At 66.1% G+C, this 26,919-nt stretch carries 25 protein-coding genes and 1 tRNA gene; 10 read left to right on the top strand and 16 right to left on the bottom strand.

The window, feature by feature from the left end; translation table 11 throughout:
* Positions 1-11 precede the first annotated feature (11 nt).
* Genes RT91_RS09770 through RT91_RS09760 form a run of 3 tightly spaced genes read right to left on the bottom strand, consistent with a single transcriptional unit; the run spans position 12 to position 4,559 of the window.
* Positions 12-2,690 (bottom strand): DUF4159 domain-containing protein, encoded by a 2,679-nt coding sequence (locus tag RT91_RS09770; RefSeq protein WP_035187060.1) that lies wholly within the window; start codon positions 2,688-2,690, stop codon positions 12-14.
* Positions 2,687-3,538, bottom strand: coding sequence for a DUF58 domain-containing protein (locus RT91_RS09765; protein ID WP_231295252.1), 852 nt, complete (start codon positions 3,536-3,538; stop codon positions 2,687-2,689). The genes RT91_RS09770 and RT91_RS09765 overlap by 4 nt, the downstream gene beginning before the upstream one ends.
* Positions 3,531-4,559 carry a MoxR family ATPase gene (locus RT91_RS09760; RefSeq protein ID WP_035187059.1) on the bottom strand — a complete coding sequence of 343 codons (1,029 nt, stop codon included), beginning with the start codon at positions 4,557-4,559 and terminating at the stop codon, positions 3,531-3,533. The genes RT91_RS09765 and RT91_RS09760 overlap by 8 nt, the downstream gene beginning before the upstream one ends.
* Before the next feature lie 83 nt (positions 4,560-4,642).
* Here RT91_RS09760 and RT91_RS09755 point away from each other — a divergent pair, with 83 nt between their 5' ends.
* From RT91_RS09755 to RT91_RS09745, 3 genes are all read left to right on the top strand, one after another.
* A complete protein-coding gene (locus RT91_RS09755; protein ID WP_013640488.1) occupies positions 4,643-5,314 on the top strand; it encodes a DUF1285 domain-containing protein in 672 nt (223 codons plus the stop codon).
* A 4-nt stretch (positions 5,315-5,318) separates the two neighbouring features.
* Positions 5,319-5,912, top strand: coding sequence for a CoA pyrophosphatase (locus RT91_RS09750; RefSeq protein WP_007424597.1), 594 nt, complete (start codon positions 5,319-5,321; stop codon positions 5,910-5,912).
* Between the two features lie 93 nt (positions 5,913-6,005).
* Positions 6,006-7,175: a CCA tRNA nucleotidyltransferase gene (locus tag RT91_RS09745; protein WP_007424596.1), complete on the top strand. Its 1,170-nt coding sequence runs from the start codon at positions 6,006-6,008 to the stop codon at positions 7,173-7,175.
* Here RT91_RS09745 and RT91_RS09740 read toward each other — a convergent pair.
* Complete coding sequence (locus RT91_RS09740) at positions 7,154-7,831, bottom strand: RlmE family RNA methyltransferase (RefSeq protein WP_007424595.1); 678 nt, start codon at positions 7,829-7,831, stop codon at positions 7,154-7,156. The genes RT91_RS09745 and RT91_RS09740 overlap by 22 nt on opposite strands.
* Complete coding sequence (locus tag RT91_RS09735) at positions 7,828-8,922, bottom strand: Ppx/GppA phosphatase family protein (protein WP_035187058.1); 1,095 nt, start codon at positions 8,920-8,922, stop codon at positions 7,828-7,830. The genes RT91_RS09740 and RT91_RS09735 overlap by 4 nt, the downstream gene beginning before the upstream one ends.
* Positions 8,923-9,066: 144 nt before the next feature.
* On the opposite strand from RT91_RS09735, the gene RT91_RS09730 reads away from it, so the two are divergent.
* Positions 9,067-9,140, top strand: a tRNA-Gln gene (locus RT91_RS09730).
* A 372-nt stretch (positions 9,141-9,512) separates the two neighbouring features.
* Positions 9,513-11,897 carry a 1-deoxy-D-xylulose-5-phosphate synthase N-terminal domain-containing protein gene (locus RT91_RS09725; RefSeq protein WP_007424593.1) on the top strand — a complete coding sequence of 795 codons (2,385 nt, stop codon included), beginning with the start codon at positions 9,513-9,515 and terminating at the stop codon, positions 11,895-11,897.
* Positions 11,898-11,921: 24 nt separating this feature from the next.
* Here the strand turns inward: RT91_RS09725 and hpf are convergent, their stop codons facing one another.
* The 9 genes from hpf to RT91_RS09680 form a co-directional block, all read right to left on the bottom strand.
* Positions 11,922-12,521: a ribosome hibernation-promoting factor, HPF/YfiA family gene (gene hpf, locus RT91_RS09720; RefSeq protein ID WP_007424592.1), complete on the bottom strand. Its 600-nt coding sequence runs from the start codon at positions 12,519-12,521 to the stop codon at positions 11,922-11,924.
* A 131-nt stretch (positions 12,522-12,652) separates the two neighbouring features.
* Positions 12,653-14,125, bottom strand: coding sequence for an RNA polymerase factor sigma-54 (gene rpoN / locus RT91_RS09715; RefSeq protein WP_007424591.1), 1,473 nt, complete (start codon positions 14,123-14,125; stop codon positions 12,653-12,655).
* Between the two features lie 122 nt (positions 14,126-14,247).
* Positions 14,248-15,171 (bottom strand): type II secretion system F family protein, encoded by a 924-nt coding sequence (locus RT91_RS09710; RefSeq protein WP_007424590.1) that lies wholly within the window; start codon positions 15,169-15,171, stop codon positions 14,248-14,250.
* 1 nt (position 15,172) lies between these two features.
* Complete coding sequence (locus RT91_RS09705; RefSeq protein ID WP_240314253.1) at positions 15,173-16,054, bottom strand: type II secretion system F family protein; 882 nt, start codon at positions 16,052-16,054, stop codon at positions 15,173-15,175.
* 74 nt (positions 16,055-16,128) lie between these two features.
* Positions 16,129-17,466: a CpaF family protein gene (locus RT91_RS09700; RefSeq protein WP_007424588.1), complete on the bottom strand. Its 1,338-nt coding sequence runs from the start codon at positions 17,464-17,466 to the stop codon at positions 16,129-16,131.
* The gene (locus RT91_RS09695; RefSeq protein WP_240314252.1) at positions 17,463-18,665 is read right to left on the bottom strand and encodes a pilus assembly protein CpaE; all 1,203 of its coding nucleotides are present in this window, start codon (positions 18,663-18,665) and stop codon (positions 17,463-17,465) included. The genes RT91_RS09700 and RT91_RS09695 overlap by 4 nt, the downstream gene beginning before the upstream one ends.
* Complete coding sequence (gene cpaB, locus RT91_RS09690) at positions 18,662-19,489, bottom strand: Flp pilus assembly protein CpaB (protein ID WP_012039757.1); 828 nt, start codon at positions 19,487-19,489, stop codon at positions 18,662-18,664. Before cpaB ends, RT91_RS09695 begins: the two co-directional genes overlap by 4 nt.
* Before the next feature lie 162 nt (positions 19,490-19,651).
* Positions 19,652-19,858, bottom strand: coding sequence for a Flp family type IVb pilin (locus RT91_RS09685; protein WP_051788238.1), 207 nt, complete (start codon positions 19,856-19,858; stop codon positions 19,652-19,654).
* 185 nt (positions 19,859-20,043) lie between these two features.
* Positions 20,044-21,036: an adenosine kinase gene (locus RT91_RS09680; RefSeq protein ID WP_012039759.1), complete on the bottom strand. Its 993-nt coding sequence runs from the start codon at positions 21,034-21,036 to the stop codon at positions 20,044-20,046.
* 404 nt (positions 21,037-21,440) lie between these two features.
* Here RT91_RS09680 and RT91_RS09675 point away from each other — a divergent pair, with 404 nt between their 5' ends.
* The 4 genes from RT91_RS09675 to RT91_RS09660 all read left to right on the top strand — a co-directional run bounded on the left by RT91_RS09675 (position 21,441) and on the right by RT91_RS09660 (position 23,904).
* Positions 21,441-21,911 (top strand): polymer-forming cytoskeletal protein, encoded by a 471-nt coding sequence (locus RT91_RS09675; RefSeq protein ID WP_007424583.1) that lies wholly within the window; start codon positions 21,441-21,443, stop codon positions 21,909-21,911.
* 38 nt (positions 21,912-21,949) lie between these two features.
* Positions 21,950-22,297 (top strand): hypothetical protein, encoded by a 348-nt coding sequence (locus RT91_RS09670; protein ID WP_007424582.1) that lies wholly within the window; start codon positions 21,950-21,952, stop codon positions 22,295-22,297.
* A 71-nt stretch (positions 22,298-22,368) separates the two neighbouring features.
* Complete coding sequence (gene gshB / locus RT91_RS09665) at positions 22,369-23,322, top strand: glutathione synthase (protein ID WP_013640495.1); 954 nt, start codon at positions 22,369-22,371, stop codon at positions 23,320-23,322.
* Between the two features lie 108 nt (positions 23,323-23,430).
* The gene (locus RT91_RS09660; protein ID WP_231295253.1) at positions 23,431-23,904 is read left to right on the top strand and encodes a hypothetical protein; all 474 of its coding nucleotides are present in this window, start codon (positions 23,431-23,433) and stop codon (positions 23,902-23,904) included.
* Between the two features lie 10 nt (positions 23,905-23,914).
* Here RT91_RS09660 and RT91_RS09655 read toward each other — a convergent pair whose 3' ends face one another.
* Positions 23,915-24,754, bottom strand: coding sequence for an N-acetylmuramoyl-L-alanine amidase (locus tag RT91_RS09655; RefSeq protein WP_007424579.1), 840 nt, complete (start codon positions 24,752-24,754; stop codon positions 23,915-23,917).
* Between the two features lie 190 nt (positions 24,755-24,944).
* On the opposite strand from RT91_RS09655, the gene RT91_RS09650 reads away from it, so the two are divergent.
* A complete protein-coding gene (locus RT91_RS09650) occupies positions 24,945-25,361 on the top strand; it encodes a DUF2177 family protein (protein ID WP_012039762.1) in 417 nt (138 codons plus the stop codon).
* Positions 25,362-25,367: 6 nt separating this feature from the next.
* On the opposite strand, the gene RT91_RS09645 is transcribed toward RT91_RS09650, so the two are convergent.
* The gene (locus RT91_RS09645; protein ID WP_007424577.1) at positions 25,368-26,831 is read right to left on the bottom strand and encodes an NADP-dependent isocitrate dehydrogenase; all 1,464 of its coding nucleotides are present in this window, start codon (positions 26,829-26,831) and stop codon (positions 25,368-25,370) included.
* Positions 26,832-26,919 lie beyond the last annotated feature (88 nt).

The following is a 26,919-nucleotide window of genomic DNA, read 5'->3' as shown; positions in this document are numbered from 1 at the left end:
GACGGGTATCGTCATTCGCCGAGTCTTCGGAGAATGGCGGGGATCTGCAACTGATCCGCCTTATAGGTGCCGGTCAGCGCATACATCACCAGATTGACGCCGAACCTGCCGGCCTTGTCGCGCTGGCCGGGGGTTCCGGGCAGAAGAGCCTGCAAGGGATTGCCGGCCTGGTCGAGTGCCCAGGCACCGGCCCAGTCATTCGCGCCGATCACCACCGGGCTCACGCCGTCGGCGTCGCGGCCGCCTGGCGCGGCAATGTAGACCGGCGCTCCGTCGAAACGGCCGGGAAAACTGCGCGTGAGAAAGAAGGTGTGCGCCAGGGTGTCACGGTCGGTCAGCGGTCTGAGGGGCGGCAGGGAGAGACAGGCCGTCGCCCGGCGCAGTGCGGCGCCGGCGCCCGGGTCGAACCCGGCACCCGAACCGGCGCTTCCGGGATTGCCGCCATCGGTGTCGATCACCAGCAGGCCACCGCCGCGCATGAACGCGTCGAGCGCCGCACAGGCAGCCGGATCTGGCGGACGGGTCGCAGACGTCACCATCCAATAGAGCAGCGGATAGAGATTGAGATTGCCCTGCCCCGGCACCACGCCCTGCGGTGTGCCGAGCACGGCGGCGGTCTCCTCGTTGACCTGGGTGGAGAGCGCCGTCAGTCCGGCACGCACGATGGCGTCGGTTGCCGGATCGCCGGTGCGGACATAGGCGAGCGATGCGGTCAGCGCCGCCGCCGGTGGCGCCGCGCGCGCATGCGGCGCCGGGACAAGCATGCAAAGACCGGCCGCGCCGGCCAGAACACGCAGCTGAAGGGCGCCACGGAGCAGCAGCGTCGCCACCATGTCGACGAGCAGCAGGGCCATCGCGGCGGCCAGCAGGTCGGGGCCGAAGCGGCGCGCTCGCGGCAAGGCATCGAGCCCGGTCACCGGCACCAGTGCAGGCCACGAGGCCGCGGCGAGTGCCGGCACATGACCGCCGAGATCGAGTGCCGCCGAACCGCGGGCATTGCCCCACAATCCTGGTGGATGAGCGGGCGAAACCATGATGTTGCCCAGTTTCGCCGCATCCAGCGGCCGCGCGGCTGCGCCGGGCGGCACCAGCCGGCCTTCGCCGTCAAGCACGCGAACCGGCGTGAGTTGACCGGATTTCGGCACACGACCCGCCCCGAGACGGACCAGGCGGCGAATCAGCGCGGGAAAATCGGCAGCAAGCGGCAGATCCGACCAGCCCGGATTGGCGGCCGTCAACACATCGACCAAGGCACCGCGCCCTTCGCGCCTGCCGAGTATGATCGGCGTGCCATCGGCCAGACTGGCCCAGACGGTTGCCGGATCGAGCCGCGCCGGGTCCGCGAGGCTCTGGCGGCGGACGCGCGCATCGCGCGGCAAGGCAATTCCTGCCAGCGGCGAATCCGGCGCGAAGGACGCGATGGCCTCCGGGTGTCCGCCGGCCAGGGCACCCGCCAGGTCGCGAACGCCGGGCAGAAGCGGATCTGGATTCAGCGAATCGGGCCTTGATGCGGTGAGCGGCCCGGCAAAGCGGATGACGACCCCGCCCGCCGACATGAAGCGCCGCAGCCACGCGATCTCGCGCGGATGCAGGTTCACATCCGCCAGGATGAGCGCGCCGGGATCAGCCCCCTCCACACTGCTGAACGATCCGGCGACCACTTTCGTTCCATTGGGGAGAGCCCGGCGCACGTAATAGAGTGCGCCGGTGAAGCGCTGCTCGGCATCGGCCGCGCCGCCCGCCACAAGCCCGACCAGCAGCCCCTTCGACGCGCCGTCCAGCAGGGCGACCGCCGCTGGCCCGGCAATGCCGGGAATGACGAGGCGCCTCACCCGCGCCTGAAGTGCAACCGGCAGGTCGATCCGGGCTGCACCTTCAGACGTTCCAGGTTGCACCTTTATGTCCACGCGGGCGAGCGCGCTCCCTGCGCCGTCTTCGGCGAGGACGGGAACCGAGACCGCTGCCGCCTGCGGCACGACGCCGACCCGGGCAAGGAGAGATCCGTCCGGCAAGAGGCCCGGCGGCTCCAGCAGTCGAAGCCGCGCGGGCGATGCGGCAACGATTCGCGCCGGGCGGAGTGCGGCAACAAAACCGCGAAGGCCTTGCGCGGCCAGACCGTCGGCGACGTATACGGCGGTAAGATCAGGATGCGCGCGCCGCACCGCGCGGACAGCGGCCGCAGCGGCGGCACGGTCCGTCGGCCAGGCCTCGGGACGAAGCCCGCCGATCGCGGCCAGCGCGGCGGAGCGGTCCAGCAGGGCGCTGGCGCGAGGCAGATGCCCCGCGGCATCTCGTGCCGTCGGCAGCACGATCACGCCGCGCCGGCCCGATTGATCGACGATGCGCCGCGCCGCCTCCTGCCGCGCCGGAAAGTCGGCCGCGCTGGCCCAGCCATTGTCGATCGCCAGCAGAACCGGGCCTGCGCCGCCAAGGATTGGAGGCGGTACGATCTGCGGGCCGGCGAAGCCGATGATGATTGCGGCAGCCGCAACCAGTCGCAGAAGCAGCAGCCAGAGCGGCATGCGCGCCGGGCTCCGGGCGGTGGGCGGGACGTCGCGCAGCAGTCGGATCGCCGGAAACAGCTGCCGGGGCGGCGCCGGCGGGGTCGCACGAAGGATGAAATATAGTCCCGGGAGCAGCAGTAACCCGGCGAGGACGGCAGGAGCAGCGAAACTGACCGGGCCGATCATCGCGCCGGTTCAAGCGCAGACCGCAGGGCGGCGAGCGCCGGGCCGGCAGGAGTGTCGGTGCGGTGGAACAACGGACGCAGCCGCGCCGTTTCGGCGGCACGGACGACGGCGGCACGTTGCGCGGCCAGGCGCGCGCGATAGGCGACGGCAACATCCTCGGCAGAAGCGACATCTTCCGGACGCCCCCCCGCCGGATCCTCGAACAGCACACGACCGCGGAACGGAAAATCGCATTCGGCGGGATCAAGCACCTGAAGCAGGACGCCACCCCGCAGACTGGCCCCCATGGCCGACAGCGCGGCCGCGACCTCCTCCGGAGGATCGAGGAAGTCTCCGATCAGCGCAAGGCGGCCGGGGCCGGGCGCGACTGTCTTCGGCAGCAGAAAGCCGGCAGCGAGGCGTTCAAGCGCCCCGGGTCCGCCAAGCGGTGCCGTGCGGCGCCAGGCAGCGACGCGTTCGCCGCCATCGAGCGCGAGCGCGGCCAGGGCGAGACCGAGCACCAGCGCGCGGTCGAATTTCGGTTCGCTCGCGCCGGCGGAGTGGAACGCCATGCCGGGATGATCGGCGATATCCAGCATCAGCGTTTCGATGGTTTCCCACTCCCGCTCGCGGACATACAGCCGTTCGCCGCGTGCGCTGCGCCGCCAGTCGATGCTGCGGGCGGAGTCGGCCTCGTGGAGTTCGCGATATTGCCAGAACTGCTCGCCCGCCCCCGCACGGCGGCGGCCATGCCGGCCCGGCGCCACTCCCGCGGCCAGGCGCCGCGCGGCGAGCACCAGGGCCGGTAGCCGCGCGGCCAGTGCAGCGGCCGCCGCGACCGCCGCGGCGCGGGCATCCGCTTCAGCCAAGGATCCGCGCAACGGCGAGACCGATCAGCGCCTCGACGCTCTCACCCTCGGCCCGGGCGGCGAAGGAAAGCCCCATACGGTGCCGTAGCACCGGCGCCGCCAGCGCCGCGACATCGTCAAGGCTCGGCGCTTCGCGCCCATCCAGCAGGGCGCGGGCACGGCTCGCGAGCATCAGCGCCTGCGCCGCGCGAGGGCCGGGCCCCCAGGCAAGCGCAGCGGCGATCTTCGGATCACCCGCCGTTTCCGGGCGCGCGCCCCGCACCAGCGCCAGGATGGCATCAACCACCTTCGCCCCCACCGGCATGGCGCGGACCACATGCTGGGCCGCGCGCAGTCCTTCAGGGTCGAGCACCGGTTCAACCTCCGTCTGATCGAGCCCGGTCGTCGCCAACAGCATGCGCCGCTCATCCGCCACCGAGGGATATTCAATGCGGATCTCGAACAGAAACCGGTCGAGCTGGGCCTCGGGCAGCGGGTAGGTGCCTTCCTGTTCCAGCGGGTTCTGGGTGGCGAGCACGTGAAACGGATCGGGCAGCTGGCGGTTGAGCCCGGCCACTGCGACCCGGCGCTCCGCCATCGCCTGTAGCAGGGCCGACTGGGTGCGCGGGCTGGCGCGGTTGATTTCATCCGCCATCAGCAGCTCGGTAAACACCGGCCCTTCGATGAAGCGGAAGGCACGGGCGCCGTCAGCACCCGTTTCGAGCACTTCGCTGCCCAGGATATCGCCTGGCATCAAATCCGGCGTGCACTGGATCCGCCGCGTGGACAGGCCGAGAGCGGCGGCAAGCGCTTCGACAAGACGGGTCTTGCCAAGCCCCGGCACGCCGACGATGAGCGCATGGCCGCCGGCGAGAATGGCGGCGAGACACTGGTCGATCACGACGTCCTGCCCGATGATGATGCGGCGCACCTGCTCCCGCGCATCACCGAGCCGCGCCGCGGCGGCGGCGAAAGCGGCAAGGATGTCACCCTGGTGTGTCGAACTTACAACCCGCCCATCGTTCTGCAACATTCCCGTCATTTGTGATCGCCTGCGTGGTTTTCCCGGAACGGCGCGCTGCCTATATCCAATGTATTGCATATGAGGATGTTGGATAGGGGCTAGTGGTGGACGATCCTCGACACGTGGCGGGAATATCTTCGAAAGCGGCCTCCGCGGCCCTGCGAAGTCCTGCCAGCGACGTGAATGCGATAACCGGCGGCGGCATCGTGCCCTTGCGTCCGCCCGGTTGCGACGGGGTCACGGCTCCGGCCAGAACCCGCACGCCGGTGGATTGCGGCGATCTGCCGTTCCTGATCAGGCGTGACGGAACCTGGCTCTATCGCGGTAGCCCGATCGGGCGCAAATCCATGGTCTGCCTGTTCGCCAGCGTGCTGAAGCGGGACCCGACAGGCGCCTTCCTTCTCGAAACACCGGTGGAGCGCGGCCGGATCGAGGTGGAGGATGCGCCGTTCGTCGCTGTCGAGCTCGACTGGCATGGCCAGGGGCGCGACCAGGTTCTCTATCTTCGGACCAATGTCGACGAGACGATCGCGATCGGACCGGACCATCCGCTGCGCGTGGCGCACGACCTGCTGACCTGCGAGCCAACACCGTATGTGGTCGTGCGTGCCGGCCAGGGTCCCTTCCCGATCGAGGCGCGGGTCAGCCGCTCGGTCTACTACGAACTCGTCGCGCTGGCGGAGCCGGGGGTGCAGTTCGGCAAGCGGGTGCTGGGGGTCTGGAGCCAGAGTGCGTTCTTCTCGCTGGGCGAGATCGCCCATCCGGTCGAGTGATCCGGTGACGATCGACGAGACCACGCTGCGCCGCCTGCTGCGCGAGCGCAAGGCGCGGCGGAGCGCGGGGCCGGGAACGGCACGCGCCGCTGCGGTGCTGGTCGGAATCGAGCCGGCGCGCGGCGTCTGGCTGACCCGGCGCTCCGCGCATCTCGTCCATCATGCGGGACAGGTGGCACTGCCGGGCGGCACTGTCGATCCGTCCGACGCATCGCCGGAAGCGGCGGCGCTGCGCGAAGCCGAGGAGGAGATCGGCCTCGATCCCGGCGCCGTCGAGCTACTGGGCCGACTCGACGATTTCGGAACCGGCACCGGATTTCACATTACCCCGGTCACCGCGCTGATCCACGGCACACCGGAGTTTCGCATGGCGCCGGACGAGGTGGTGGCGGTGTTCCCGCTCCGTCTTGAACATCTCCTCGATCCGGCCCTGCCGGAGTGGCGCAAGGGCACCTGGCACGGCGGCACGCGGGAGTTCCCCGTCTGGCCGCACCCGGACCATGTGATCTGGGGCGCGACAGCGTGGATTCTCTATCAGCTCGCCCTCACACTGCGCGAAGGTGTCTCCGCCGCCGCCGCCGAAGCGGCCAGCGCCTGAGCGGACGACTCGCCCTGCAAACGCGCCATCCGATCGAGTAGAGATGCGCGCATGGTCAAGCGGACAGAGCGCGTGGAGCAGGAACCGAATCCCATGATCGCCGACGATCCGCAGCTCGAACGGCTGTGGACCGTCTTGCCCGAGGCGCGGGTGGTTGGCGGCGCGGTGCGCGACCGGCTCGCCGGACGGCCGATCAGCGACATCGATCTCGCGAGCCCGCTACCACCGGAGGCGGTCGCGACGCGGCTTGCGAAAGCCGGTATCCGTGCGGTGCCCACCGGTCTCGATCACGGCACAATCACCGCGGTTCTCGACGGACGGCATTTCGAGATCACCACCCTGCGGCGGGATCTCGAGACGGACGGCCGCCACGCCGTCGTCGCCTTCACCGATGACTGGCGGGAGGATGCGGCACGGCGCGATTTCACCATCAACGCCATGTCGATGGCGCGGGACGGCACGATCCACGACTATTTCGGCGGGCGGGACGATCTCGCCGCCGGCATCGTTCGCTTCGTGGGCGACCCAACGACACGGATACAGGAAGATTTTCTCAGAATCTTGCGGTTCTTCCGCTTCCACGCGAGATACGAGGCGGGTCCTCCAGACCAGGCGGCGGTCGCGGCGATCCGGGCGTTGAAGGGCGGACTTGCCCGGCTCTCGGCGGAACGGGTGTGGCAGGAAATCAAGCGCATCCTCGCAGCGCCCGACCCGCTGGCGGCGCTCAACCTGATGGCGGAGACAGGCGTGCTGCAAGTCGTTCTGCCGGAAGCGGCCGGGATCATGGCGCTCCAACGGCTCCAGACACGCGGCGCACCGGCCGATCCGTTGCTCAGGGTCGCGGCGCTGATCGGTGGGGCGGTGCGGCCGTTGGCCCGCCGCCTCAGGCTCGCCGAAGCCGAACGCGCGCGGCTGGAGGCGATTGCCACGGCACCGGACCTCGCCGCTGATGCGGGCGAGGCCGTGCTACGCCACGCGTTGGCCGACTGGCCGGCGGAAACGCTGATCGATCGAAGCTGGCTGGCGGCGGACGATGCCGATCGCTCGGCGCTGCGGGCACGCCTTGCGACGATGGAGCGTCCGGTCTTTCCGCTCAAGGGACGGGATGCGGTAGCCATCGGTGTTGCCCCAGGCCCCGCGATCGGCGCCGCGCTCGCCGCGGTGCGCAGATGGTGGATGGCGCACGATTGTCTGCCGGACGGGGATGCGTGCCGCGCGGAACTGCGGCGGCATCTCGCGTCTCAGGATGCGTCGGGGCGGTAACCGGTGGCGACGAGGTAAAGCTCGCGGCTATCCTTGCGGCTCGCCTCGGGCTTCGCATGGCGCACCTGGGCGAAGCGGCGCTTGAGCAGGTTCAGCATGTCGCCCTGCGCCCCACCCTGAAACAGCTTGGTCACGAAGGCACCGCCAGGCGCGAGATGCTTGAAGGCGAAATCGAGCGCGAGTTCGGCGAGGCCCATGATCCTGAGATGGTCGGTCGCGGTATGGCCGGTGGTGTTGGGCGCCATGTCGGACATCACGACATCGGCAGGTCCGCCCAGTATCTCGGCAAGTGCCGTCTCCATCGATTCGTCCTGGAAATCACCCTTGATCAGGGTTGCCCCCGCGATCGGGTCGATGTCCAGCAGGTCGATGCCGACGACGCGTGACGCGCCGCGCTCAAGTGCGACCTGCGTCCAGCCGCCGGGAGCGGCGCCGAGATCCACCACCCGCGCCCCCTTGCCGATCAGTCCGAATTTCTCGTCGAGCTCGATGAGCTTGAACGCCGCTCGGGAACGGAACCCCCGCTCCTTCGCCGCGGCGACATAAGGGTCGTTCAACTGGCGGAGCAGCCATTTCTGCGACGAGGGCTTGTGCTTGCGCGCGGCCTTGAGCCGCACGGCGGCGCGGCGGCGCGAGCCGATGGTTTCCTCGGTCATGCCTGGCAGCGGCGCGGACGTGAACGCGCGTTGCGGATGAGGCGCATCAGCATCCCCTCGCGCAGGCCGCGGTCGGCCACAGCGAGATCGGCGGCCGGCCACATCTCCTCGATCGCCGCGAAGATCGCGCAACCGGGAAGGACGAAATCCACCCGGTCGGCGCCGATGCAGGGATGCTCGGTCAGGCGGGCCCGGCCCATTGCGCGGATCGACTCGAGACCGGCGGCGACGACATCGTGCGGCAGCACCGTGCCGTCGATCGCGCCACGGCGATATCGGTCGAGATTGAGGGCAATTCCCGCGATAGTGGTCACGGTGCCGCTGGTGCCGACCAGACGGACACCGCCCATGCGGATTTCCTGGCTGATGCGGTGGGTTTCCTCGAACGGGCGGAGCAGCGCCTTGACTTCGTCCACCACGCCGGCGAATCCGGCTTCCGTCTCGCACCAGCCAGCGCAGCGCTCCGAGAGCGTGACGACTCCGACGGGAATTGTGTGGTACCCGATCAATTGAGGCGTTACGCGGTCGGACCCACCATGCGCGGCGGGCACGCGGACCCATGCGATCTCGGTGGATCCGCCGCCGATATCGAACAGGAGAGCCCTCCGTTCCGCCTGGGTGATGAGCGAGGCGCAGCTCTCCATGGCAAGGCAGATTTCTTCACGCGGAGAGATCGTCTCGATCGGCAGGCCGGTTTCGGTACGCGCCCGGGCGATGAAGGCATGGCCATTCTCGGCCTGACGACACGCCTCGGTGGCGATCGCCCTGGTGGCGCTCACCTGCCAGCGGCGCTGCCGGTCCGCACAGATGGAGAGGGCCTCGATAGCGCGGTCCATCGCCGCATCCGAGAGCATGCCAGTGCGATACAAGCCCTCGCCCAGACGAACGACCCGGCTGAAACTGTCCAGAACGTGGAAACCGCCGCCGCTCGGCACGCCGATGAGCATCCGGCAGTTATTGGTGCCGAGATCAATCGCCGCGAAAGCCGGCGGCCGCGCCCGGCGATCGGGCGCGCCACGCCCTTCACCGCGCCGTTCTGCACCGGCGGGCGTTGGGTCGGACAAGCGCGGAACGGCGGCGTTGGTTGCCATGACATTGATATAATGGGCAGACCCATGGGCTGAGAGCAAGACAGATTTGCACGCACCTCGGGGACCGACAACGCGGCCAGTCGGTGATTGCCTCATATCGCCGAGGGTGCTAAAGGCCCGACAAGACATCGCTGACGATCTGCATGGGGGATAGTTTAGCGGTAGAACTCCCGGCTCTGACCCGGGCAGCCTTGGTTCGAATCCAGGTCCCCCAGCCACACAATCAGGCAGATCCCGGTTGCGACCGGTGGCGTTTGGTCATAAAATTATTTTCCATTCACCTTTCTGGATTTCAAAGTTGATCGCATCCGCGGACATGGGCGCCGGGTAATTCCGGCGATCCGCGGATGCGTGGAAAGCGCGGCGCTTTGTTCTGTCGGCACGCCTTGCCGATTATGGGTCGATCAAATCAGGGAGGCGGGAACCTCTTCGAGTCTGCTTTTGTCGTGAATACCACCTTGTGTGGTTTTCTGTTAGCCGATTTACACGAAAACGAAACGTGATTGAGGTCACGCCGGCCACAAAGCGCATGAAGCGCGCCTGATTTTTGGTTATACGGATCAAGGAAACGGACAGGACGGGATTCAGGCATGAATGAGTTGCTCGCTCCCGGCGAACGGTCGGGCAGCAACATTGCGGGCATCGCCGACTATGCGGCCCTGCGTCAGATTGAACGCAAGCTGCTCTGGCTTTCAGCCTGGATGATCCACCATGCAAACAATATCCGGCCCAATCGCGACGGACTGAAAGTCGGCGGTCATCAGGCCTCCTGCGCGTCCGCCGTCACCATCATGACCGCGCTCTATTTCCATGTGCTGCGGCCGCAGGACCGTGTCGCGGTAAAGCCACATGCAGGGCCGGTTTTGCACGCGATCAACTACATGTTCGGTCGGCAGACGGTCGAGAAGATGGCCAGGCTGCGCAGCCTCGGCGGGGCCCAGGCCTATCCGTCACGCAGCAAGGACGGGTCCGAAATCGACTTTTCGACTGGTTCGGTCGGACTTGGCGTCGCCATCACGTCATTTGCGGCCCTGGTTCAGGATTACCTGCGGGCGCATGGCATGGTCGGACAGAACCGGATTGCGTCACGCCACATTGCGGTCGCGGGCGACGCCGAGCTGGACGAAGGCAACATCTACGAGGCGCTGCTCGAGGGCTGGAAACACGATATCCGCGATGTCTGGTGGGTGGTGGATTATAATCGCCAGAGCCTCGACTCGGTGATGCCCGACCGGCTGTTCGGCCGCTTCGAAGGCCTGTTCCGCGATATGGGCTGGAACGTCGTCAGCCTGAAATATGGCAAGGCCCTCGAGGCCGCCTTTCGCCAGCCGGGCGGGGCGGCGCTGCGTGCGTGGATCGACGATTGCCCTAACAGCCTCTACTCCGCCCTCACCTTCCAGGGAGGAGCGGCATGGCGGCAGGCGCTGGTCACGGACCTCGGGCGCTCGCGGGGGGTTCGCGCGATCATCGACCCGATGAGCGACCAGGCCCTGGCGTCGCTGATGACCAATCTTGCCGGTCACGACCTGCCCACACTTGTCGAGGTGTTCGGGAAAGCGGCTCAGTCGGACCAGCCCACCTGTTTTCTGACCTATACGACCAAGGGGGCCAACCTGCCTTTCGCGGGGCACAAGGACAATCATTCGGGACTGATGAACGCGGAGCAGATGGAGGCATTCCGCCGCCAGATGCGGATCCGCGAAGGTCATGAATGGGACCCTTTCGAGGGGCTCGACGATCCTGACGGAGTGGCCCGGTTCATCGCCGGCGTACCCTACGCGACGCCATTGACACCGGCAGGGCGCATGCTTGAGGCGCCGCGAATACATGTGCCGGCCACCCTGCCGCACACGCCCTTCGCCGGACGGCGGCTATCGACGCAGGGCGGCTTCGGTGAAATCCTGTCCGAAATCGGCCGTGGCGCCGGTGAGGCGGCCGAACTGGCACGGCACGTCGTCACCATGAGCCCGGATGTGACCGTTACCACCAGCCTCGGCCCATGGGTCAATCGTCGGGGCATCTTTGATCGGCACACCCGCAACGATGTCTTCCGCGACTCGAAACTCGCCTCGGCGCAGCGCTGGGGCATGAGCCCCGAAGGTCAGCATATCGAGCTCGGCATCGCTGAGCAGAATTTATTCCTATTACTGGCCGCGGCCGGGCTTGCGGCGCCACTTTATGGCGCGCGCATTCTGCCGGTCGGCACCGTGTACGACCCCTTTGTCAATCGCGGTCATGATGCCCTGGTTTATGGTTGCTATCAGGATGCGCGGTTCATGCTGGTTGCAACCCCGTCAGGCATCAGCATCGCCCCGGAGGGCGGGCAGCACCAGTCGAACAACACGCCGTTGCTCGGCATGGTGCAGGACGGCATCGCTGCATTCGAACCGGCCTATTGCGACGAGCTTCTTCTCCTGATGCGCTACGGCTTCGACTGGATGCAGCGGCCGGAGGGGTCGTCGATCTGGTTCCGCCTCTCGACCCGTGCGATCTGCCAGCCGGACCGGCGGATCGAGCCAGCGGACGTAATCGCCGGCGGCCACTGGGTCTGTCCACCCGAACCGGGGACGCGGATCGCGATTGTCTACCAGGGAGCGGTGGCGCCGGAGGCGGAGGCCGCCCATGCCGCGCTGCTGGAGGATGTGCCCGGTGCCGGTCTTCTCGCCCTGACCAGCCCGGACCGCCTGTTCGCCGACTGGCGGGTGGCGCAGCAGGCCCGGCAAAGCGGCAGGGCCGACGCCACCTCGCATATCGAACGCTTGCTCGCCCCGCTTGCGGCGGATGCCTCTCTCGTGACGGTGCTGGACGGACACCCTGGAACGCACGCCTGGATCGGCGGCGTGCGCGGCCAGCGGGTGCAGACACTGGGGGTCGACCGGTTCGGCCAATCGGGCGACATCCCTGACCTTTATAGGATTTATGGCATCGACGCGGACTCGATCCTCAATGCCTGCGCGGCGGCCCTGTTGGGCTGATCCGCGCAGGCACGCAAATCAGGTTCAACTCGCCGCGGAACTGTCGATCCAGCCGATATTGCCGTCACTGCGACGGTAGACAACGTTCAACGCCCGATTGGCGGAGTTGCGGAACATCAGCACCGGCTGGTCCGCGAGGTCCATCCGCATCACAGCCTCGCTGACCGAAAGAAAAGCGATTTCAGCCGGCGTTTCCGCGACGACCGCCGCGTAAGGCCCGGCATCCGGCTCACCCGACCCGTTGCCTTTCGGAACCTCGGCTTGTTCGGAAACCTCTTGGAGGACGTATTGGCGCGCGGTTTCCGGGCGATCACGTGTGGCGCTCTCGCGGGCATGGTCGTTCACCCGGCGCCGATAGCGCCGGAGCCGCTTGGCAATGTGCTCGGCGGCATCGTCGAACGCAGCATGAGCATCGGCCGCCTCGCCTTCCCCGCGCAGGGTCAGGCCTCGCCCGGCATGGACGTTGATGTCACACGTGAAGAAGCTTCTGGCACGACTGAAGGTGACATTCGCTTCGAGCGCGTGATCGAAATACTTGTTGGTGATGGTGTCGAGCTGGTTCGCAACATGGACGCGCAGCGCGTCTGAGAGGTCAACCTGTTTGCCGGAGACCGTGATCTGCATAGCGAGATCCTTTTTGTTAGAGCCTTACCCGAGCATTGTAGGGCCGCCAGGTGAAGCGGGCGTTTACGTCGGCACGGATACGTCTCAATAATCGACAAGTCTTTATGACGCCGGCCCTCGCGCGACGCGCTTCAGCCTCCTGCCAGAAGCCCTTTTTCGCGCTTGCGTTGCGCCGAGCCGGGAATGCGCAACGCTTCCCTGTATTTGGCCACAGTTCGGCGGGCTATGTCTATGCCTTCCTTTTGTAACAATCTGGCAAGCGCATCGTCGGAGAGGATTCGGTTCGCCGCCTCACCCTCGATCAGCGTCGAGATGCGATGGCGCACCGCCTCGGCGCTGTGGCTTTCGCCATTCGCGCCCGCAAGCGCGGTCGTGAAGAAAAATTTCATCTCGAAAATGCCGCGCGGTGTGGCGATCACCTTGTTCGACGTGACACGGCTAACCGTACTTTCATGTATCTCGAGAGCGGCGGCAATTTCGCGCAGGGTCAATGGCCGGAGAAACCCGATCCCATGGCGAAAGAAGGCGTCCTGGTGTCGCACAATCTCGCCGGCGACGCGCAGGATCGTCTCCGCGCGGGACTCGAGGGCACGTACCAGCCAGTTCGCGCTTTGTACGCGTTCGGAAAGAAATTGCCGCGTCTCGCGGGACGCACGAGCGACGATTTGGGCGTGGAACCCTCGGCGGATGAGCACGCGGGGCATGGTCTCGGGGTTCAGTTCGAGAAAATAGTCGCCATCCGGCCCCGGGCGCATCAGGACATCAGGGATCAACGGCGTCATGGGGGTGACATCGAAGGTCGCCCCCGGCTTGGGGTTGAGGCGGCGGATTTCGGCAATCATGTCGCGCAGATCTTCGGCATCGACGCCGCAGATCTCCATCAGTGACCGAAGATCGCGTCTGGCAAGAAGTTCGAGATTGGCAAGCAGCGCGCGCATGGCAGGGTCCAGCCGATTGCGCTCGTCGAGCTGAACCGCGAGACATTCGGCCAGATCGCGGGCAAACATGCCGGTCGGGTCGAAACGCATCATTGTCTGACGCACCGCCTCCAGCATATCGGGGGCGACTGCAAGACGTTCGGCGATCTGCTCGGGCGGGTCGGCCAGGCGTCCGGCAGGGTCGAGCGCCATGATGAGTGCGAACGCAATCCTGCGGCGCACCGGGTCGGCAAAGGCGAGCCTCGCCTGCTGATCGAGGCTTTCCCGCAACCCCGGCGGCCGGTCGGCAATCTGGCCGATCCAGTCATCCCGCTCCGGCGAAAGGCCGGAACCGGTTCCATCACCCACGCCGCCAGCGTCATAGACATTCGAAAAATCGACATCGAGCGGCGTGCTCGCGCCGGAGGGATCCGGATCGACCACATGTTCCGCGCCAATATCGCCCGTCGGCTTCTCGGTGGAAGCAGCGTCGTTCCTCGGCACGGGCAGCGCCGCGTCGGCTTCGGGCTCCACCCGTTCGAGCAGCGGGTTCTTGAGAAGTTCATCCTCGATGAACTGGCTGACCTCGGCATTCGTGAACTGCAGCAACTGGATCGCCTGCCGCAGCTGAGGCGTCATCACCAGCGACTGAGTATGTCGCAGATCGAGACGAGGTCCTATTGCCATGCATGGATCATACCAAAGCCATCAGCAATGCGGAACGGGCAGAACGCGCATGGTGCGCTTTTTGCATCAAGAATTGTTGCCACTGTAGCGGCGCGCAACAAAAACGCGACAGGCCTTTTGGATCAGAAAGACGCCAGCAATTTGAGCACCGCGGGTCCGCCCACCACCAGGAACACGCAGGGCAGGATGAAGATGATCATCGGCAGCGTCAGCAGTACGGGCAGGCGTGCCGCGCGCTCCTCGAACCGGGTCAGCTGTTCCTGCCGCAATTCCGATGACAGGGTGCGCAGGGCCTGCGTCAGTGGCGTGCCGTATTGCAGGGTCTGGATCAGAGTCGACGCCAGACGTTTCAGACTGTCGAGACCCGTCCGAACACCCAGGGCGTTCAGCGAATCACGAATATTGCCGCCGATCCGCATTTCCTGGGCCGTCAGAGTGAACTCCTGCGCCACAGCCGGATGGGTCAACTGCAATTCACCGGCAACGCGAACCAGCGCCGATTCGAGACTCAAGCCAGCATCAGCGCAGATCACCATCAGGTCGAGCGCATCGGCGAGCCCCCCCTCGACCTTCTGGATGAAGCGCTTGCGCCGCTGCTGGATGATAATGTCGGGCAACAGCAGCCCCCCGATGGCTCCCACCACGGCAGCTATCACGGCATGGCCCGCGGTCATGTGCAAGAACCGGGACATGAGCAGGGACAGGACAGACAAGCCGGTCAATGAAAGAAGCTTGGTGCCGACGAACAGGGCAAGCGCTCCCTTGTCGCGAATACCGGCCATGCGCAGTGTATGCCGCAATTCCTCGAGGGTGCGGGGACTGAGCAGGCCGCTGCGCGCCACCGCGAGACCGAGACCCATGACGATCCGCACATGGATGGGCTGAGCAGGTTCACCCCCCTTTTCCGCCGCCCCGGACGCCGTGCCTGCCGCACGATCGATCCGCCGCTGGAGCTTTTCCTCGACGATAACGAGCCGAAGCATCAGCACCGCCGTGACGGATACCAGCAGGAACAGGGCGGGAACCCAGAGGATGGCGGCTCTCATGTCAGTTCAGACTGCGACGGATGATTTCACGCATGACCAACGCTCCGCCAGCGAGGAGCCCCACCGCGGCCGCCAGCACGATATTGCCGCCATGGGTCACGAACAGGACGCGGAGATAAGCCGGCTGGATAACCTCGATGGCGAGGGCGGCAACGAGCGGAATGATGCCGAGGATGAGAGCGCTGGTCCGCGCTTCCGACGCCAGGGCATAACCGCGTGCCTTCATCGCCACCCGCTTGCGGATGACTTCGGCCAGGCCCTCCAGCGTCTGCGCGAGGCCACCGCCATACCGGGCCTGCAGGCTGATTGCCGTGGCAAAAAAACCATATTCCGCAAGATGCGCCCGGTCCGCCATCTGACGAAGCGCCAGTTCGAGCGGCGTGCCGATCGCCACCTGGTCCGCAATCCGGCCGAATTCCCTGCTGGTCGGCGCTGGCATGTCTTGCGAGACCACGCGCAGGGCCTCCTGCACCGGAATGCCAACGCGAACACAGCGCACGATCGTCGCCAGCGCATCGGGGAACTGGTTCAGCAACGCAGTCGCCCGCCGCGCATGAACGGCGCCAAAGGCGAGACGTGAAGCAAGAAGAAACAGCGGCGGCCAGACGATCCAGCCGAGCCCGGGGATGAGGGCACCGACGAGATAGGCAATGCCGCGGGATATCACCGCAGCGGCAATGACAATCGCCCACCAGGGCATCGGGTAGTCCGGAGCCCGCACCAGATCGACCCCCAGAAGCAACAGGGCGGAATTGAGCGGCCGGCGAAATCGCGCCAGGGGATCGCTCGCAGCAGCCGCATCCTGGGAACTGACGACCAGCCGTCGTCCGGAAACCCGCGCCAGCCTCGCGTCGAGCGCCTTTTGCATCCGGTCGGCCCGCACGAAATTCAATCCGAGCAGCACGAGTGCGCTGGCCATGACTGCGGAAAGCGGCAGGATGAGCGAGAGGAGGCCGGTCATGCCGCTGCCTCTTCCAGTGCGGCCTTCCAGGCACGAAGCAGGCCGAAATAATTGAGTCGTTCGTGGAAGCTCGCCCGCGTATGGGAAATCGCATAGCGACCGATGATCCGGCCCGTCGCATCTTCGCCCAGCACTTCGAACTTGAAGATGTCGTTGAGAAGAGGCGTTTCCCCTTCGATTCCGGCGATCTCGGTGAGTTGCACGAGGCGCCGGCCGCCGTCGCGCTGGCGCTCGACCTGGACGATCAGGTTGACGGCCGAGACGACCTGCATCCGGATCGCACGCGGCGAAAGACCCATGCTGGCCATCTGCACCATGTTTTCGATGCGGGCCAGCGCATCCCGCGTATTGTTGGCGTGGATCGTCGACATCGATCCGTCATGGCCGGTGTTCATCGCTTGCAGCATGTCGAATGCCTCGGGGCCACGCACCTCCCCGATGATGATCCGGTCGGGCCGCATGCGCAGCGCGTTGCGAACGAGATCGCGCTGGGTAATCTCTCCCTTGCCCTCGAGATTCATCGGGCGGGTCTCAAGCCGGACCACGTGCGGCTGCTGGAGTTGCAGTTCCGCGGCATCCTCGACGGTGACAACCCGCTCGGTCGGATCGATGAAGCTGCTCATCGCGTTCATCATCGTGGTCTTGCCCGAGCCGGTGCCCCCGGAAATGATGACGTTGAGCCGGCAACGGGATGCAATTTCCAGCAGCCGGGCAACGGGCGGCGTGAGCGAGCCATACTCGATCAGCTTGCCGAAATTGATCGGCTTTTTGGCGAATTTGCGGATCGACAGGCAGGGGCCGTCGATCGAAAGCGGAGGCAGCACGATATTCACGCGCGAGCCATCCTTGAGCCGGGCATCGACCATCGGGCTCGATTCGTCGACGCGCCGGCCGACAGAGGCGGCGATCCGCTGGCAGATGTTCGCGAGATGGGCGGAGTCACGGAAGCGCACCGCAAGCTGCTCAAGCCGGCCGCGCCGCTCCACGAAAACCCGTTCCGGACCGTTCACCATGATGTCGGTGATCGTTTCGTCCTCCAGCAGCGGCTCGAGCGGTCCCAGGCCAAGCATGTCGTCCACAAGCTCGGCGGCAATCTGGTTCTGCTCGTTCCGGTTCAGCTGGATCCTGTGCTCGGTGGCGAGTTCAGCGACCATGCCCTCGACGCGCTGCAACAGCCGCGCATGGGTCAACCCGGCGATCGACGAAGCGTCGATATTCGACAGGCAGAGCGCGCGGATCATCTCGACGTCTTCCAGCCGTAACCGGATCGTCTGCTGGACCGGGGCGGAAGGTTCGACGGCACGTCGGCCGAACACGGGCAGGGCGTCCATCATGTTGCCAGCGCCGCGGTGCCGACGCCGAGCCGGCCGGCAAGATCGAGGAGCACCTTTCGAAATGGCCCCTTGCGCGCGACGGGAGGTTCGCCCAAGTCGCTGCCCTTCGCAACGATGGTCCGAAGTTCTGGCACAACGACGGCGATTTCGGTGCCGAGGGTCGAAGCGATTGTGCTGATCGGGGGGCAGCGCTTGCGCTGGTAGCGATTGAGAACCACGATCGGCGCCGACGTCTGCATCTGGCCCGGGGGAAGAGCCAGCCACCGGGCGGCGTTGCCGAGACTTCGGGGGGCCCCGGTCGTCACGATCACCCGCATATGCGCAAGGGCGAGCAGTTCGGCAGCAAAGCCCGTCGGGCGAGCAGGTATGTCGGCAACCACGAGATTGTAGCGCTGGCGCAGGGCATTGAGCAGCGCGCGCCCGCCACCGGGATGATATTCCCAGGGTTCGGTGAGCGGTTCCTCCGCGCCCAGGACATGAAGCCGGCCGATCGAGGGCTGCGCCGCGCGCTCGATCAGCAATGGGTCAATGCGGTCAGGAGTGTCCAGTGCGTTGCGCAGGCCGGTGCTGGGTGGGGCATTGGATGCAAGCGCCGCACTGCCGCGCTGCAAATCCGCATCGAGCAGGATTGTGTGACGCCGGATTTCGCCGCCGATAAGCCAAGCGAGGCCGGTTGCGATGGTGGTGGCGCCAACCCCGCCCGCAGCACCGCATACCGCCACCATCGATCCGCCGCGGGACGTCTCGAAGGCGGGAACCTCGCCAACCGCCCAGGGCGCCAATTCCCGGCTGACCAGCGCCGCGTCGAGCGGCTTGGAGAGATATTCGCTGACCCCGAGCGTGCGCGTAAGGCTGCGGTAGAAGCCGATACTCCGTTCCTCGCCGATGATCAGCACCCTGGTTCCCGGATCGATCACCGGCTCGAGCCGATGCACGGCGCTCATCGGCTGCTCTTCACCGGAAATGTCGATCAGAACCGTTCGTGGGGTGTCGACGCGGGCGAGATAGTCCAGCGTCTCGGCGAAGGATACGCGCTGCAACGGCACGCCGGTCGGAAAAGCCGAAGCCAGTGCCGAGCGGATGACCTGCAGGCTGGCATCGTCCCGCACGAAGCCCATGAAGGCCGGTCGTCCGCCGCCCCGTTCGCTATGGTGCCGCGAGATGGGCTCTGCCGGGCCAGGAAGCGCCAGTTCGTTCATTGAGGATGATACTCTGTCGTGCCTTTGTCACCCTGAAACACGGTGATTCCCGTCTGGCCGGGCACATTCAGGGCGGCAAGAGCAGGGGAAACCTGACCGCTGAACACGGGCGGCGGCTTCGGAGTCGGACCGCGCGCGGCCTCGCTCGGGCGGACAATCAGCGAAAGAGGCCCGAGATGTGCCGCGACCTCGACCCGCTCGGCCTGTTCGGGCGTCACTTCAAGGGTTACGGTCCGGGCAGTGTTCTTGGCAGCCGGATGGGTACCGCTCGCCCCCTGCACCAATCGCTGATCAATCGCGATCACGCGGACATCGGACAACACCGTCTCCGCCGCAACGCGCTGGGTGGGCAGGAGATTGGCGCCGGTCAGGTGCTGGGTCAGAAGCAGGTCGACATGATCGCCGGGCCAGATCAGACCGGCCGCCCCCGTGATCGCATCGACACCGACAGATACGGCGCGCATGCCGGGTTGCAGCACCGCCGCGAGAAAGCCGTGATCACCGGGCCGGATGACAATGTCGGTTGCCAGCAAGTCTCCCGCGCTGAGCCGGTGACGGACCATCGCCCCCGTGTAGGCCGCCCGGTTCGCCGGCGTGTCGGGGACGGCGTCCGCCGGCACTTTCGACGGCGGACGGTTTTCAGCGACGAAATCCGCGGGCTGCAGCAACGTGCCCGGCGCCAGCGGCCGCCCAGTCGCGAGCAACGCCACCATTTTCGGCGCCTTTGCATGAGGGTGCGACGGATGCATGTCGAGCCACGCGACGGTTCCGAACCCGGCAAGTCCCAATGCGAGGAGAATGAACAGGGCAATACGCAGCAGCATTACGACACATCTCGGAAGAAGCGCCTGGACGCATAGGCCGCGCCGGCTGACGAGGGGGGGAGTTACGACACGCAAGCATGACGTCGTCACACTGAACAGGTCCCCCGACGCCAAGTATCGTTCTGGCGTCAGGGTCAGAAATTCAATTCAAGTTATCAGTTTTTAAACACTGCCCGATTTGCCCGATAGCTCGGTACCTATCGCATTAACAACATTCTCCAACCCATTTCCAAGCACCCCAAACGCCGCAATGATGACAACCGCCATCAGCGCGGCAATCAGGCCATATTCCATCGCGGTCACGCCGCGATTGTCCTTCGCGAATGTCAGGCCGCGCAGCGCGAGCCAGGTCTTTGCATAGTCAAGCATTGTCAGGTCTCCTGTCCGCCGCATGGCAACTACCTGCGCGGCGATGATGATGACGGCGCCAGAATTTTGCTGGCAGACGGCCCGCGGCGTCAGCGCACGGGCCGGAAATTCACGGCGCCATCAAACCAAAACAAGCTTTCCAAAACGTTAATATATCAGGATCTACCGATTCTTCGCCCGGCGGGTCAGGCAACAGCGGGCGCGAGGGCAGCCAGCGTCGCCAAATCGGGGCGCGCACCAATCCGCCCGATGACGGCGGCGGCGACGCGGCTGCCAAGGGCGGCACATTCGGCGAGCGGCGCATTGCGCGAGAAGCCGACCATGAAGCCCGCGGCATAGGCATCGCCCGCACCGGTCGTATCAACGACATCGACCGGCAGCGCGGCGGCGACATGCCGCTCGGCCCCCGAGACGATCACGCTGCCCGCCTCGCTGCGCGTGAGCACGGCAAGCGGAACGACATGAGCCGCCTCCGTTGCCGCGCTCTCGAAGGTGTTCTGCTCGAAAAGCGAGCAGATTTCGGCTTCGTTCGCAAACAGGATATCGACATTGCCGGACGCAATCAGGTCGAGGAAGCCGGAGCGGTGGCGATCGACGCAGAACGCATCCGAAAGGGACAGCGCGACCCGACGGCCCGCGGCGCGGGCAATTCGCGCCGCTTCGCGGAACGCGTGCTGGGCGCGCGGCGGATCGAAGAGATAGCCCTCAAGGTAGAGGATCGACGAGTCGCGGATCGCCTCCGCGTCGAGATCGGTGTGATCGAAATCGATGCAGGCCCCGAGATAGGTGTTCATGGTGCGCTGGCCATCAGGCGTCACAAGGATGAGACAACGCGCGGTGGGCGCACCTTCGGGAAGCGGCGCATGCGGAAAGTCGACCCCAATCGCCCGGAGATCGGCGGCGAAGGCCACGCCAAGCTCGTCCCGCGCCACCTTGCCGAGAAAGGCGGTGCGGGCGCCGAGTCCCGCAGCGACGGCACAACTGTTCGCGACCGATCCGCCAGAAGCGATCTGGCCAGGCGGCATCGCCGTAAGGATCCGTTCGGCCGCCTCGGCATCGATCAGACGCATCGCCCCCTTGCGCATGTCATGCCGGTCAAGGAACATGTCGTCGGTGCGGGCGATTACATCGACGATCGCATTGCCGATGCCGATGATGTCGTACCGGGTTGAGTTCATGCGTCTCTCCTGCCAGTCCCGTCCTGTTAGCCATTCGTGGTATTCACGCGCCCGCGTATCATCAGCACGGGCCGGTGCCAAATGCCGCCTTGAGCATGAACGCCGGATTACCTCGCGGAGAGATGATGGCATTGCGGAACCTTGGGGAAAATGCGCGATTTTTGTCAGCAAGCCGATTGTCCGCAGGCCACGCAGCGTGCTAGCGGACATGACGTGAATGGTGTGGAGGTTTCGTGATCAGCTTCAGAAAACGCGACGAGCAGGCGGCGGAGACCAAATCGCGACTGACCCCTGCACGACAGGACGGCGCCACCGATGACGGTCTGAGCATGCCGCCCTTCCGCCCCGCTTCCTCCGAATCTGCCCCGCACCAGGCGGGAGACGCAACGGCTAAGGAGATACCTATGGCCCGAACCCCCTTCTCGCCCAACCAGCCCTCGGCCGCTCCGTCAACCGGCGGCGCGCCGGCCGTCGCACCGGCCTCTGGCGCCAGCTTCCGGCCGACCATGCGCAACCCGGAGGCCGCCGAGCGCCGCACGCTGGTGGTGGGGCGCGGGATCAGCCTGCAGGGGGTGGTGCAGGATGCCGAGCGTCTCGTCGTCGAAGGCACCGTCGAGGCCACGATGATCAAGGCAACCGAGTTGTCGATCAGCCAGGGCGGCGTGTTCAAGGGCGAGGTCGAGGTCGAGGAGGCGGAAGTCGCCGGCGTGATCGATGGCACGCTGACAGCCCGCCATTCGCTCATCGTGCGCGCGACGGGGCGGGTTCTCGGCACCGCGCGCTGCCGGCGGCTGCAAGTCGAGGATGGCGGACAGATCACCGGCCGGATCGAAATGATCACCGAAGGCAACGCGGGCGCTTCCTCCACCGACTGAGTTGCTGACCGTCCTGCGACGGGAGACACCGCCTCCGAATGAAACGCAGCCGCGTTCTGATCTTGCTCGCCTCCGGCGCGCTGGCGGGTTGTGCCGCACCGCACAACCCGAAGACCGGTCTGGCCGATACCGGGCCCAAGCCCGCCTCGGCCAGGCTGATCGGGGCAACGCCGGAAACATTGAAGGCTGATCTTGGCGAACCATCCCTTCTCCGCGTCGACGGACCTGCCGAGGTCTGGCTCTATCATTCGCCGATCTGCAGGCTCGACGTGATTCTGTACCGCGGCGCAAAAGGCGCGCCCGTCGTGCGCCTTGCGCGGGCGGCCCCTCGCGGCGTCGCGGATGCGACCTGCGTTGCCAGTCTGGAACAGCAGCGCGCCTCCTGATATCCAGCAAGCCGACAAGGCGGAGCGGTTCACGTGGCGCGAACCGGCGGCCGAAGATCACGGGAGGGCGCATGAGCGGTTTGCGGGTCGCGGTCCAGATGGATCCGATGGAAAGCGTCGATATCGACGGTGATTCGACCTTTGTTCTGATGCTCGAGGCACAACGCCGGGGCCATGCGCTCTGGCACTATACCGTGCGCGACATGTGGCTCGAGAACGGCGCGCTCAACGCGCGGCTCCGGCCGGTGACGGTGCGGCGCGAAGCCGGCAACCACTTCGCGTTCGGCCCCGCGGAAACGATGGATCTCGCGGTGATGGACGTGGTGCTGATGCGCCAGGATCCACCGTTCGACATGGGCTACATCACGGCGACGCACCTGCTCGAGCACATCCATCCGCGGACGCTCGTCGTCAACGATCCCGCCGCGGTGCGCAACGCACCGGAAAAGCTGCTGGTGACGGACTTTCCGGACCTGATGCCGCCCACGCTGATTGCCTGGGACCGCACCGCCATCCGCGAATTCCGCGCCCGTCACAAGGACATCATCGTCAAGCCGCTCTACGGCAATGGCGGCATGGGCATCTTCCGCATCAAGCCGGATGACGAGAATCTCGGCGCCCTGCTCGACACGCATTTCGCCGGTTCGCGCGAACCGCTGATGGTGCAGCGCTACGAGCCGGCCGTGCGGGCCGGCGACAAGCGGATCATCCTGATCGATGGCGAGCCGCTGGGCGCGATCAACCGTGTGCCGGCGGAGGGAGACGCCCGATCCAACATGCACGCGGGCGGCATCGCCGCACCCACCGAAATGACGGCGCGCGACCGTGAGATCTGCGCGCGGATCGGACCGACGCTCAAGGAGCGCGGACTGCTTTTTGCCGGGATCGACGTGATCGGCGACTACCTCACCGAGATCAACGTCACCTCCCCGACCGGGCTGCAACAGGTCGCGCGCTTCAACGGCCTGCATCTGGAAGCAACGATCTGGGATCGGATCGAGGCTCGCCGAGCTTCTGGCCACTGACCGGTGCGGGCAGCGCTTCCCGCGCTCGCAGTCTTGCTGGTTGCCTGTTCGACGGGGCAAGGATCGGAACCCGTCGGGCACGCCGCATCCGGACCGCTCTCGGCAACATTGCGCCGCTCTCCCCGCGGGCCGGGAAATTTCCAGTATTTTCTCTCCGTCCGGAACAACGGAAGGGTCATCTTTTCAAGTCCTGGTGATCCCGCACAGCTGATCCCGCGCCTTGTCCGGCCGGCCGGCGCGCCGCGCTGGTTTCCGCAGCAGCGCGCGCATCTGGCCGGCATCGCCGTGCTTGGCGGACGGCGCTTCGCGATTGTTGCCGAGCACAACACCGGCGCGGATTGCGGCGAAGGAACCGTTGGGCTCGTCGGTTCACGCGGCGAACTCGTCACGGTCCGGAACCCGTGCGCGCTGGATGTCGCGATCGGGCATGGCGAGGTTCGCCTTGCCGGGCCCTACTACGCGCCGGGTGCGCCCCTCGTCGATCCAACAATCGTCCGCGCCGCGGCGATCCTCACCTTTCGAGGCGGCAAGCCGGTCGAGAGTCCGCCCTATTTCCGGATGCGGACATCATCGCCGCCGTAGGGATATACTCCTACAAGTTTGCGACGGCGTGCTGCCGGGCGAGGAACCAGGCATCGACCGCCGACTTCATCGACTGCGCAACGCGGCGACGGAAGACGGGCGTGCGCAGTTCCGCCTCGTCCTGCGGATTCGACAGGAAGGCCGTCTCGACGAGAACACTCGGAATTGCCGAGGACTGGAGCACCGCGAAGGTTGCGTGGCGGGCCGGATTCGGCAGCAACGGCACATGCTGGCCAAGCGCGCCGACCATTTTCTGCTGCAGAAGATGCGACTCGATCTTGGTGCTGTGCGCCATCAGCGCGAACAGGATTTTTGCCACCTGGGGCGAAACGCCGCGGAAATTGGGGTTCGATATCCGCTCGACGCTGTTCTCCGAACGCGCGATTTTGGCGGCGAGCGCATCGGAGGCATGGTTCGAGAACGTATAGACGCTGGCGCCCCGCACCGCGGGATCGTGCGCCACCGAGTTCGCGTGGATCGAGAGGAAGAGCGCCGCCTTATGCCGCTCGGCAATATCCACCCTCGTCTGCAACGGGATGAAGATATCGCGCGAACGCGTCATCACCACGTCATAGCCGGCACGCTCGAGCGCGTGCCGCAGGTCGTATGCCGTGGAGAGCACGACCGTCTTTTCGTAAATGTCGCCTTGACCGATGCAGCCCGGATCGTGGCCGCCATGACCGGGATCGATGACCACGAGACGCCTGCCGGTGGCCTCGCGCCAGGCGGCCCGGCTCAGGCGCGGCGCAGGGCCGGGAACAGCACGCGCCAGCGCCGACTGCATCCAGAGCGGCAGGGTGATCGTGGCCTTGACCCCCGAATCGAGCAGGAAGCGACGGGAGAGACGCATCGCAAGCCTCCTTTCTGTCAACCTTTAAGACTGGCTTCCGGCATGAAGTGCCACCATGGTATCAGGAATGCACGTTAAATCATTGAGATTGACAGAAGGTTGATCGAGCGGCGGAATCCACCCTATCGCAATGCGGCTTGTGAATGATCGCAAACCGCGCATATCCGCCAGAACGGTCCGGGAGATCCCCATGCGCGCAATCATCGTGTTCTATACGGCCTGCCTGCTGGCGTATCTGCTTCTCGATGCGGTCTGGCTGGGCCTGACCGCGAACGCCATCTATCGCGCCTCTCTCGGGGGCATCATGATCCCGGGGTTCAGGCCTGCGCCAGCCCTTGCCGTCTATCTGCTGCAAGTGCTCGGGCTCACGATGTTCGTGCGGCCGCGCGCCGTCGCGGCCGGCCGGGCCGCAGCCTTTGGATACGGGTTCTGCTTCGGCGTGTTCACCTACGGCCTCTACGACCTTACCAATCTCGCCACCTTGAAATACTGGACTCTCGGGCTGAGCCTGACCGACATTGTCTGGGGTGGTGTGGTTTCCGGTCTCGCCTCGCTGTGCGGCTGGCTGGCGGCACGACGCTTCGTCCGCCAGCGCATCTTCAAATAGCGCCGATCAGCTTTCGCCCTGGGGCCGTTCGAAGGCGTCCTTGCCATCGAACCGTTGCAGCTTCTCGACATGCATCCAGGAATGCTTCTGTCCGATCGCCTTCACGAGGTCGGAAATGCCCTGCGGCCCGTTTCCGGCCGCGGGTTCATTGAGCATGAAGCGGCAATCGAAATGGTCGACGAGGAAGGTCCTGCCGCCGGTCGCCGGCCATACCTGGACGCCGCGATTCGAGATCGAGTCGAGGCGGAGCGCACTGCCCTCGGCAATCGCGGTGAGGGAGGCGCCCAGCTCGGCCGCGGAAAGGCTGCTTTCCAGAAAGATGTCGACGCCAATCAGTTCGCGGCTTGCGGGCTCCGTATGGGCGGTGCGGTCGGGCCACGCCTTGAGCTCGAGCGGCCGGTAGGCGCGCGACGGGAGATTGCTCGTGCGGCCGAGATTCTCGATGACCTGGCCGACGAACTTGTCGGTGCCGACGCCATGGCCGCGCGGCGAGAGGTCGCCGGTCAGGTTCTCCCCCTCGGCGAGGGTGATGAACAGCGCCTGCTCGATCGTCTCGGCCGTCTCGAAGGCGCCGATATGGCGGAGCATCATGATCGCGGCGGACAGCAGCGCGGTCGGGTTGGCGAGCCCCTTGCCGGCGATGGCCGGCGCCGAGCCGTGCACCGCCTCGAAGATCGCCGCGTGATCGCCGAGATTGGAGGATGGCGCGATGCCGAGGCCACCGACCAGCCCGGCGGCGAGATCGGAAATGATGTCGCCATTCATGTTCGAGGTCACGATCACGTCGAACTGCTCGGGGGCGATGACGAGCTGATGGGCGCAGTTGTCGATGATGATGTGATCCTGCGCGATATCCGGATAATCGGGACCGACTTCCTCGAAGACGCGCTTCATCATGCCCTCGGTGAGCTTCATGATGTTCGCCTTGGTGGCACAGGTCAGCTTCCGGCGGTCCTCCGCCTGGGCAAGGCCGAAGGCGGCGCGGATGATGCGCTCGCAGCCCGGCCGCGTCATCAGCTTGAGGCACTGGGCGACATCCGGAGTCTGCATGTGCTCGATGCCGGCATAGACGTCCTCCACGTTCTCGCGGACGATGACCATGTCGATCCCGCGCCCGGTGAACGGCGTCTTCACCCCGGGCAGCTCGCGGACCGGGCGGATATTGGCATAGAGCTCGAAATGCTTGCGCAGGGTGACGTTGGCCGACTTGTTGCCGTAGCCGACCGGCGTTTCCAGCGGCCCCTTGAGGGCGATGCGGTTGCGCGCGATGGAATCGAGGGTTTCGCGCGGCGCGCCGGAGGCGATGCCCTTCCTGAACACGGCGGCGCCGGCTTCGGCAACCTCCCACTCGACCGGCGCTTCGGCGGCCTCGAAGATGCGGCGCGTCGCCTCGAAGACTTCGGGGCCGATCCCATCGCCCGGCAGGGCGGTGACAAGGGTCTTGGCGAGGGCGGGCGAGGTTGCGATCATCGTTGATCCCCCATGGTCTGGTTGTGGTTGCGCGTATACGCCTGCCGGTCCGCCGATGCTACCGCAGCGCAACAAATGGCAGCCCCGA

It is taken from the genome of Acidiphilium sp. JA12-A1 (assembly GCF_000724705.2).
Lineage (GTDB): Bacteria > Pseudomonadota > Alphaproteobacteria > Acetobacterales > Acetobacteraceae > Acidiphilium > Acidiphilium multivorum.
This window is presented reverse-complemented; position numbering and strand designations above follow the sequence as displayed.

What these genes read in the sequence shown, in the direction of transcription:
- RT91_RS09770 (WP_035187060.1), bottom strand. Translation starts at nt 2,690, where the DNA reads ATGATCGGCCCGGTCAGTTTCGCTGCTCCTGCCGTCCTCGCCGGGTTA.
- RT91_RS09760 (WP_035187059.1), bottom strand. Translation starts at nt 4,559, where the DNA reads ATGACGGGAATGTTGCAGAACGATGGGCGGGTTGTAAGTTCGACACAC.
- RT91_RS09745 (WP_007424596.1), top strand. Translation starts at nt 6,006, where the DNA reads ATGATCGCCGACGATCCGCAGCTCGAACGGCTGTGGACCGTCTTGCCC.
- RT91_RS09740 (WP_007424595.1), bottom strand. Translation starts at nt 7,831, where the DNA reads ATGACCGAGGAAACCATCGGCTCGCGCCGCCGCGCCGCCGTGCGGCTC.
- RT91_RS09735 (WP_035187058.1), bottom strand. Translation starts at nt 8,922, where the DNA reads ATGGCAACCAACGCCGCCGTTCCGCGCTTGTCCGACCCAACGCCCGCC.
- RT91_RS09725 (WP_007424593.1), top strand. Translation starts at nt 9,513, where the DNA reads ATGAATGAGTTGCTCGCTCCCGGCGAACGGTCGGGCAGCAACATTGCG.
- hpf (WP_007424592.1), bottom strand. Translation starts at nt 12,521, where the DNA reads ATGCAGATCACGGTCTCCGGCAAACAGGTTGACCTCTCAGACGCGCTG.
- rpoN (WP_007424591.1), bottom strand. Translation starts at nt 14,125, where the DNA reads ATGGCAATAGGACCTCGTCTCGATCTGCGACATACTCAGTCGCTGGTG.
- RT91_RS09710 (WP_007424590.1), bottom strand. Translation starts at nt 15,171, where the DNA reads ATGAGAGCCGCCATCCTCTGGGTTCCCGCCCTGTTCCTGCTGGTATCC.
- RT91_RS09700 (WP_007424588.1), bottom strand. Translation starts at nt 17,466, where the DNA reads ATGATGGACGCCCTGCCCGTGTTCGGCCGACGTGCCGTCGAACCTTCC.
- RT91_RS09695 (WP_240314252.1), bottom strand. Translation starts at nt 18,665, where the DNA reads ATGAACGAACTGGCGCTTCCTGGCCCGGCAGAGCCCATCTCGCGGCAC.
- cpaB (WP_012039757.1), bottom strand. Translation starts at nt 19,489, where the DNA reads ATGCTGCTGCGTATTGCCCTGTTCATTCTCCTCGCATTGGGACTTGCC.
- RT91_RS09685 (WP_051788238.1), bottom strand. Translation starts at nt 19,858, where the DNA reads ATGCTTGACTATGCAAAGACCTGGCTCGCGCTGCGCGGCCTGACATTC.
- RT91_RS09680 (WP_012039759.1), bottom strand. Translation starts at nt 21,036, where the DNA reads ATGAACTCAACCCGGTACGACATCATCGGCATCGGCAATGCGATCGTC.
- RT91_RS09675 (WP_007424583.1), top strand. Translation starts at nt 21,441, where the DNA reads ATGGCCCGAACCCCCTTCTCGCCCAACCAGCCCTCGGCCGCTCCGTCA.
- RT91_RS09670 (WP_007424582.1), top strand. Translation starts at nt 21,950, where the DNA reads ATGAAACGCAGCCGCGTTCTGATCTTGCTCGCCTCCGGCGCGCTGGCG.
- gshB (WP_013640495.1), top strand. Translation starts at nt 22,369, where the DNA reads ATGAGCGGTTTGCGGGTCGCGGTCCAGATGGATCCGATGGAAAGCGTC.
- RT91_RS09655 (WP_007424579.1), bottom strand. Translation starts at nt 24,754, where the DNA reads ATGCGTCTCTCCCGTCGCTTCCTGCTCGATTCGGGGGTCAAGGCCACG.
- RT91_RS09650 (WP_012039762.1), top strand. Translation starts at nt 24,945, where the DNA reads ATGCGCGCAATCATCGTGTTCTATACGGCCTGCCTGCTGGCGTATCTG.
- RT91_RS09645 (WP_007424577.1), bottom strand. Translation starts at nt 26,831, where the DNA reads ATGATCGCAACCTCGCCCGCCCTCGCCAAGACCCTTGTCACCGCCCTG.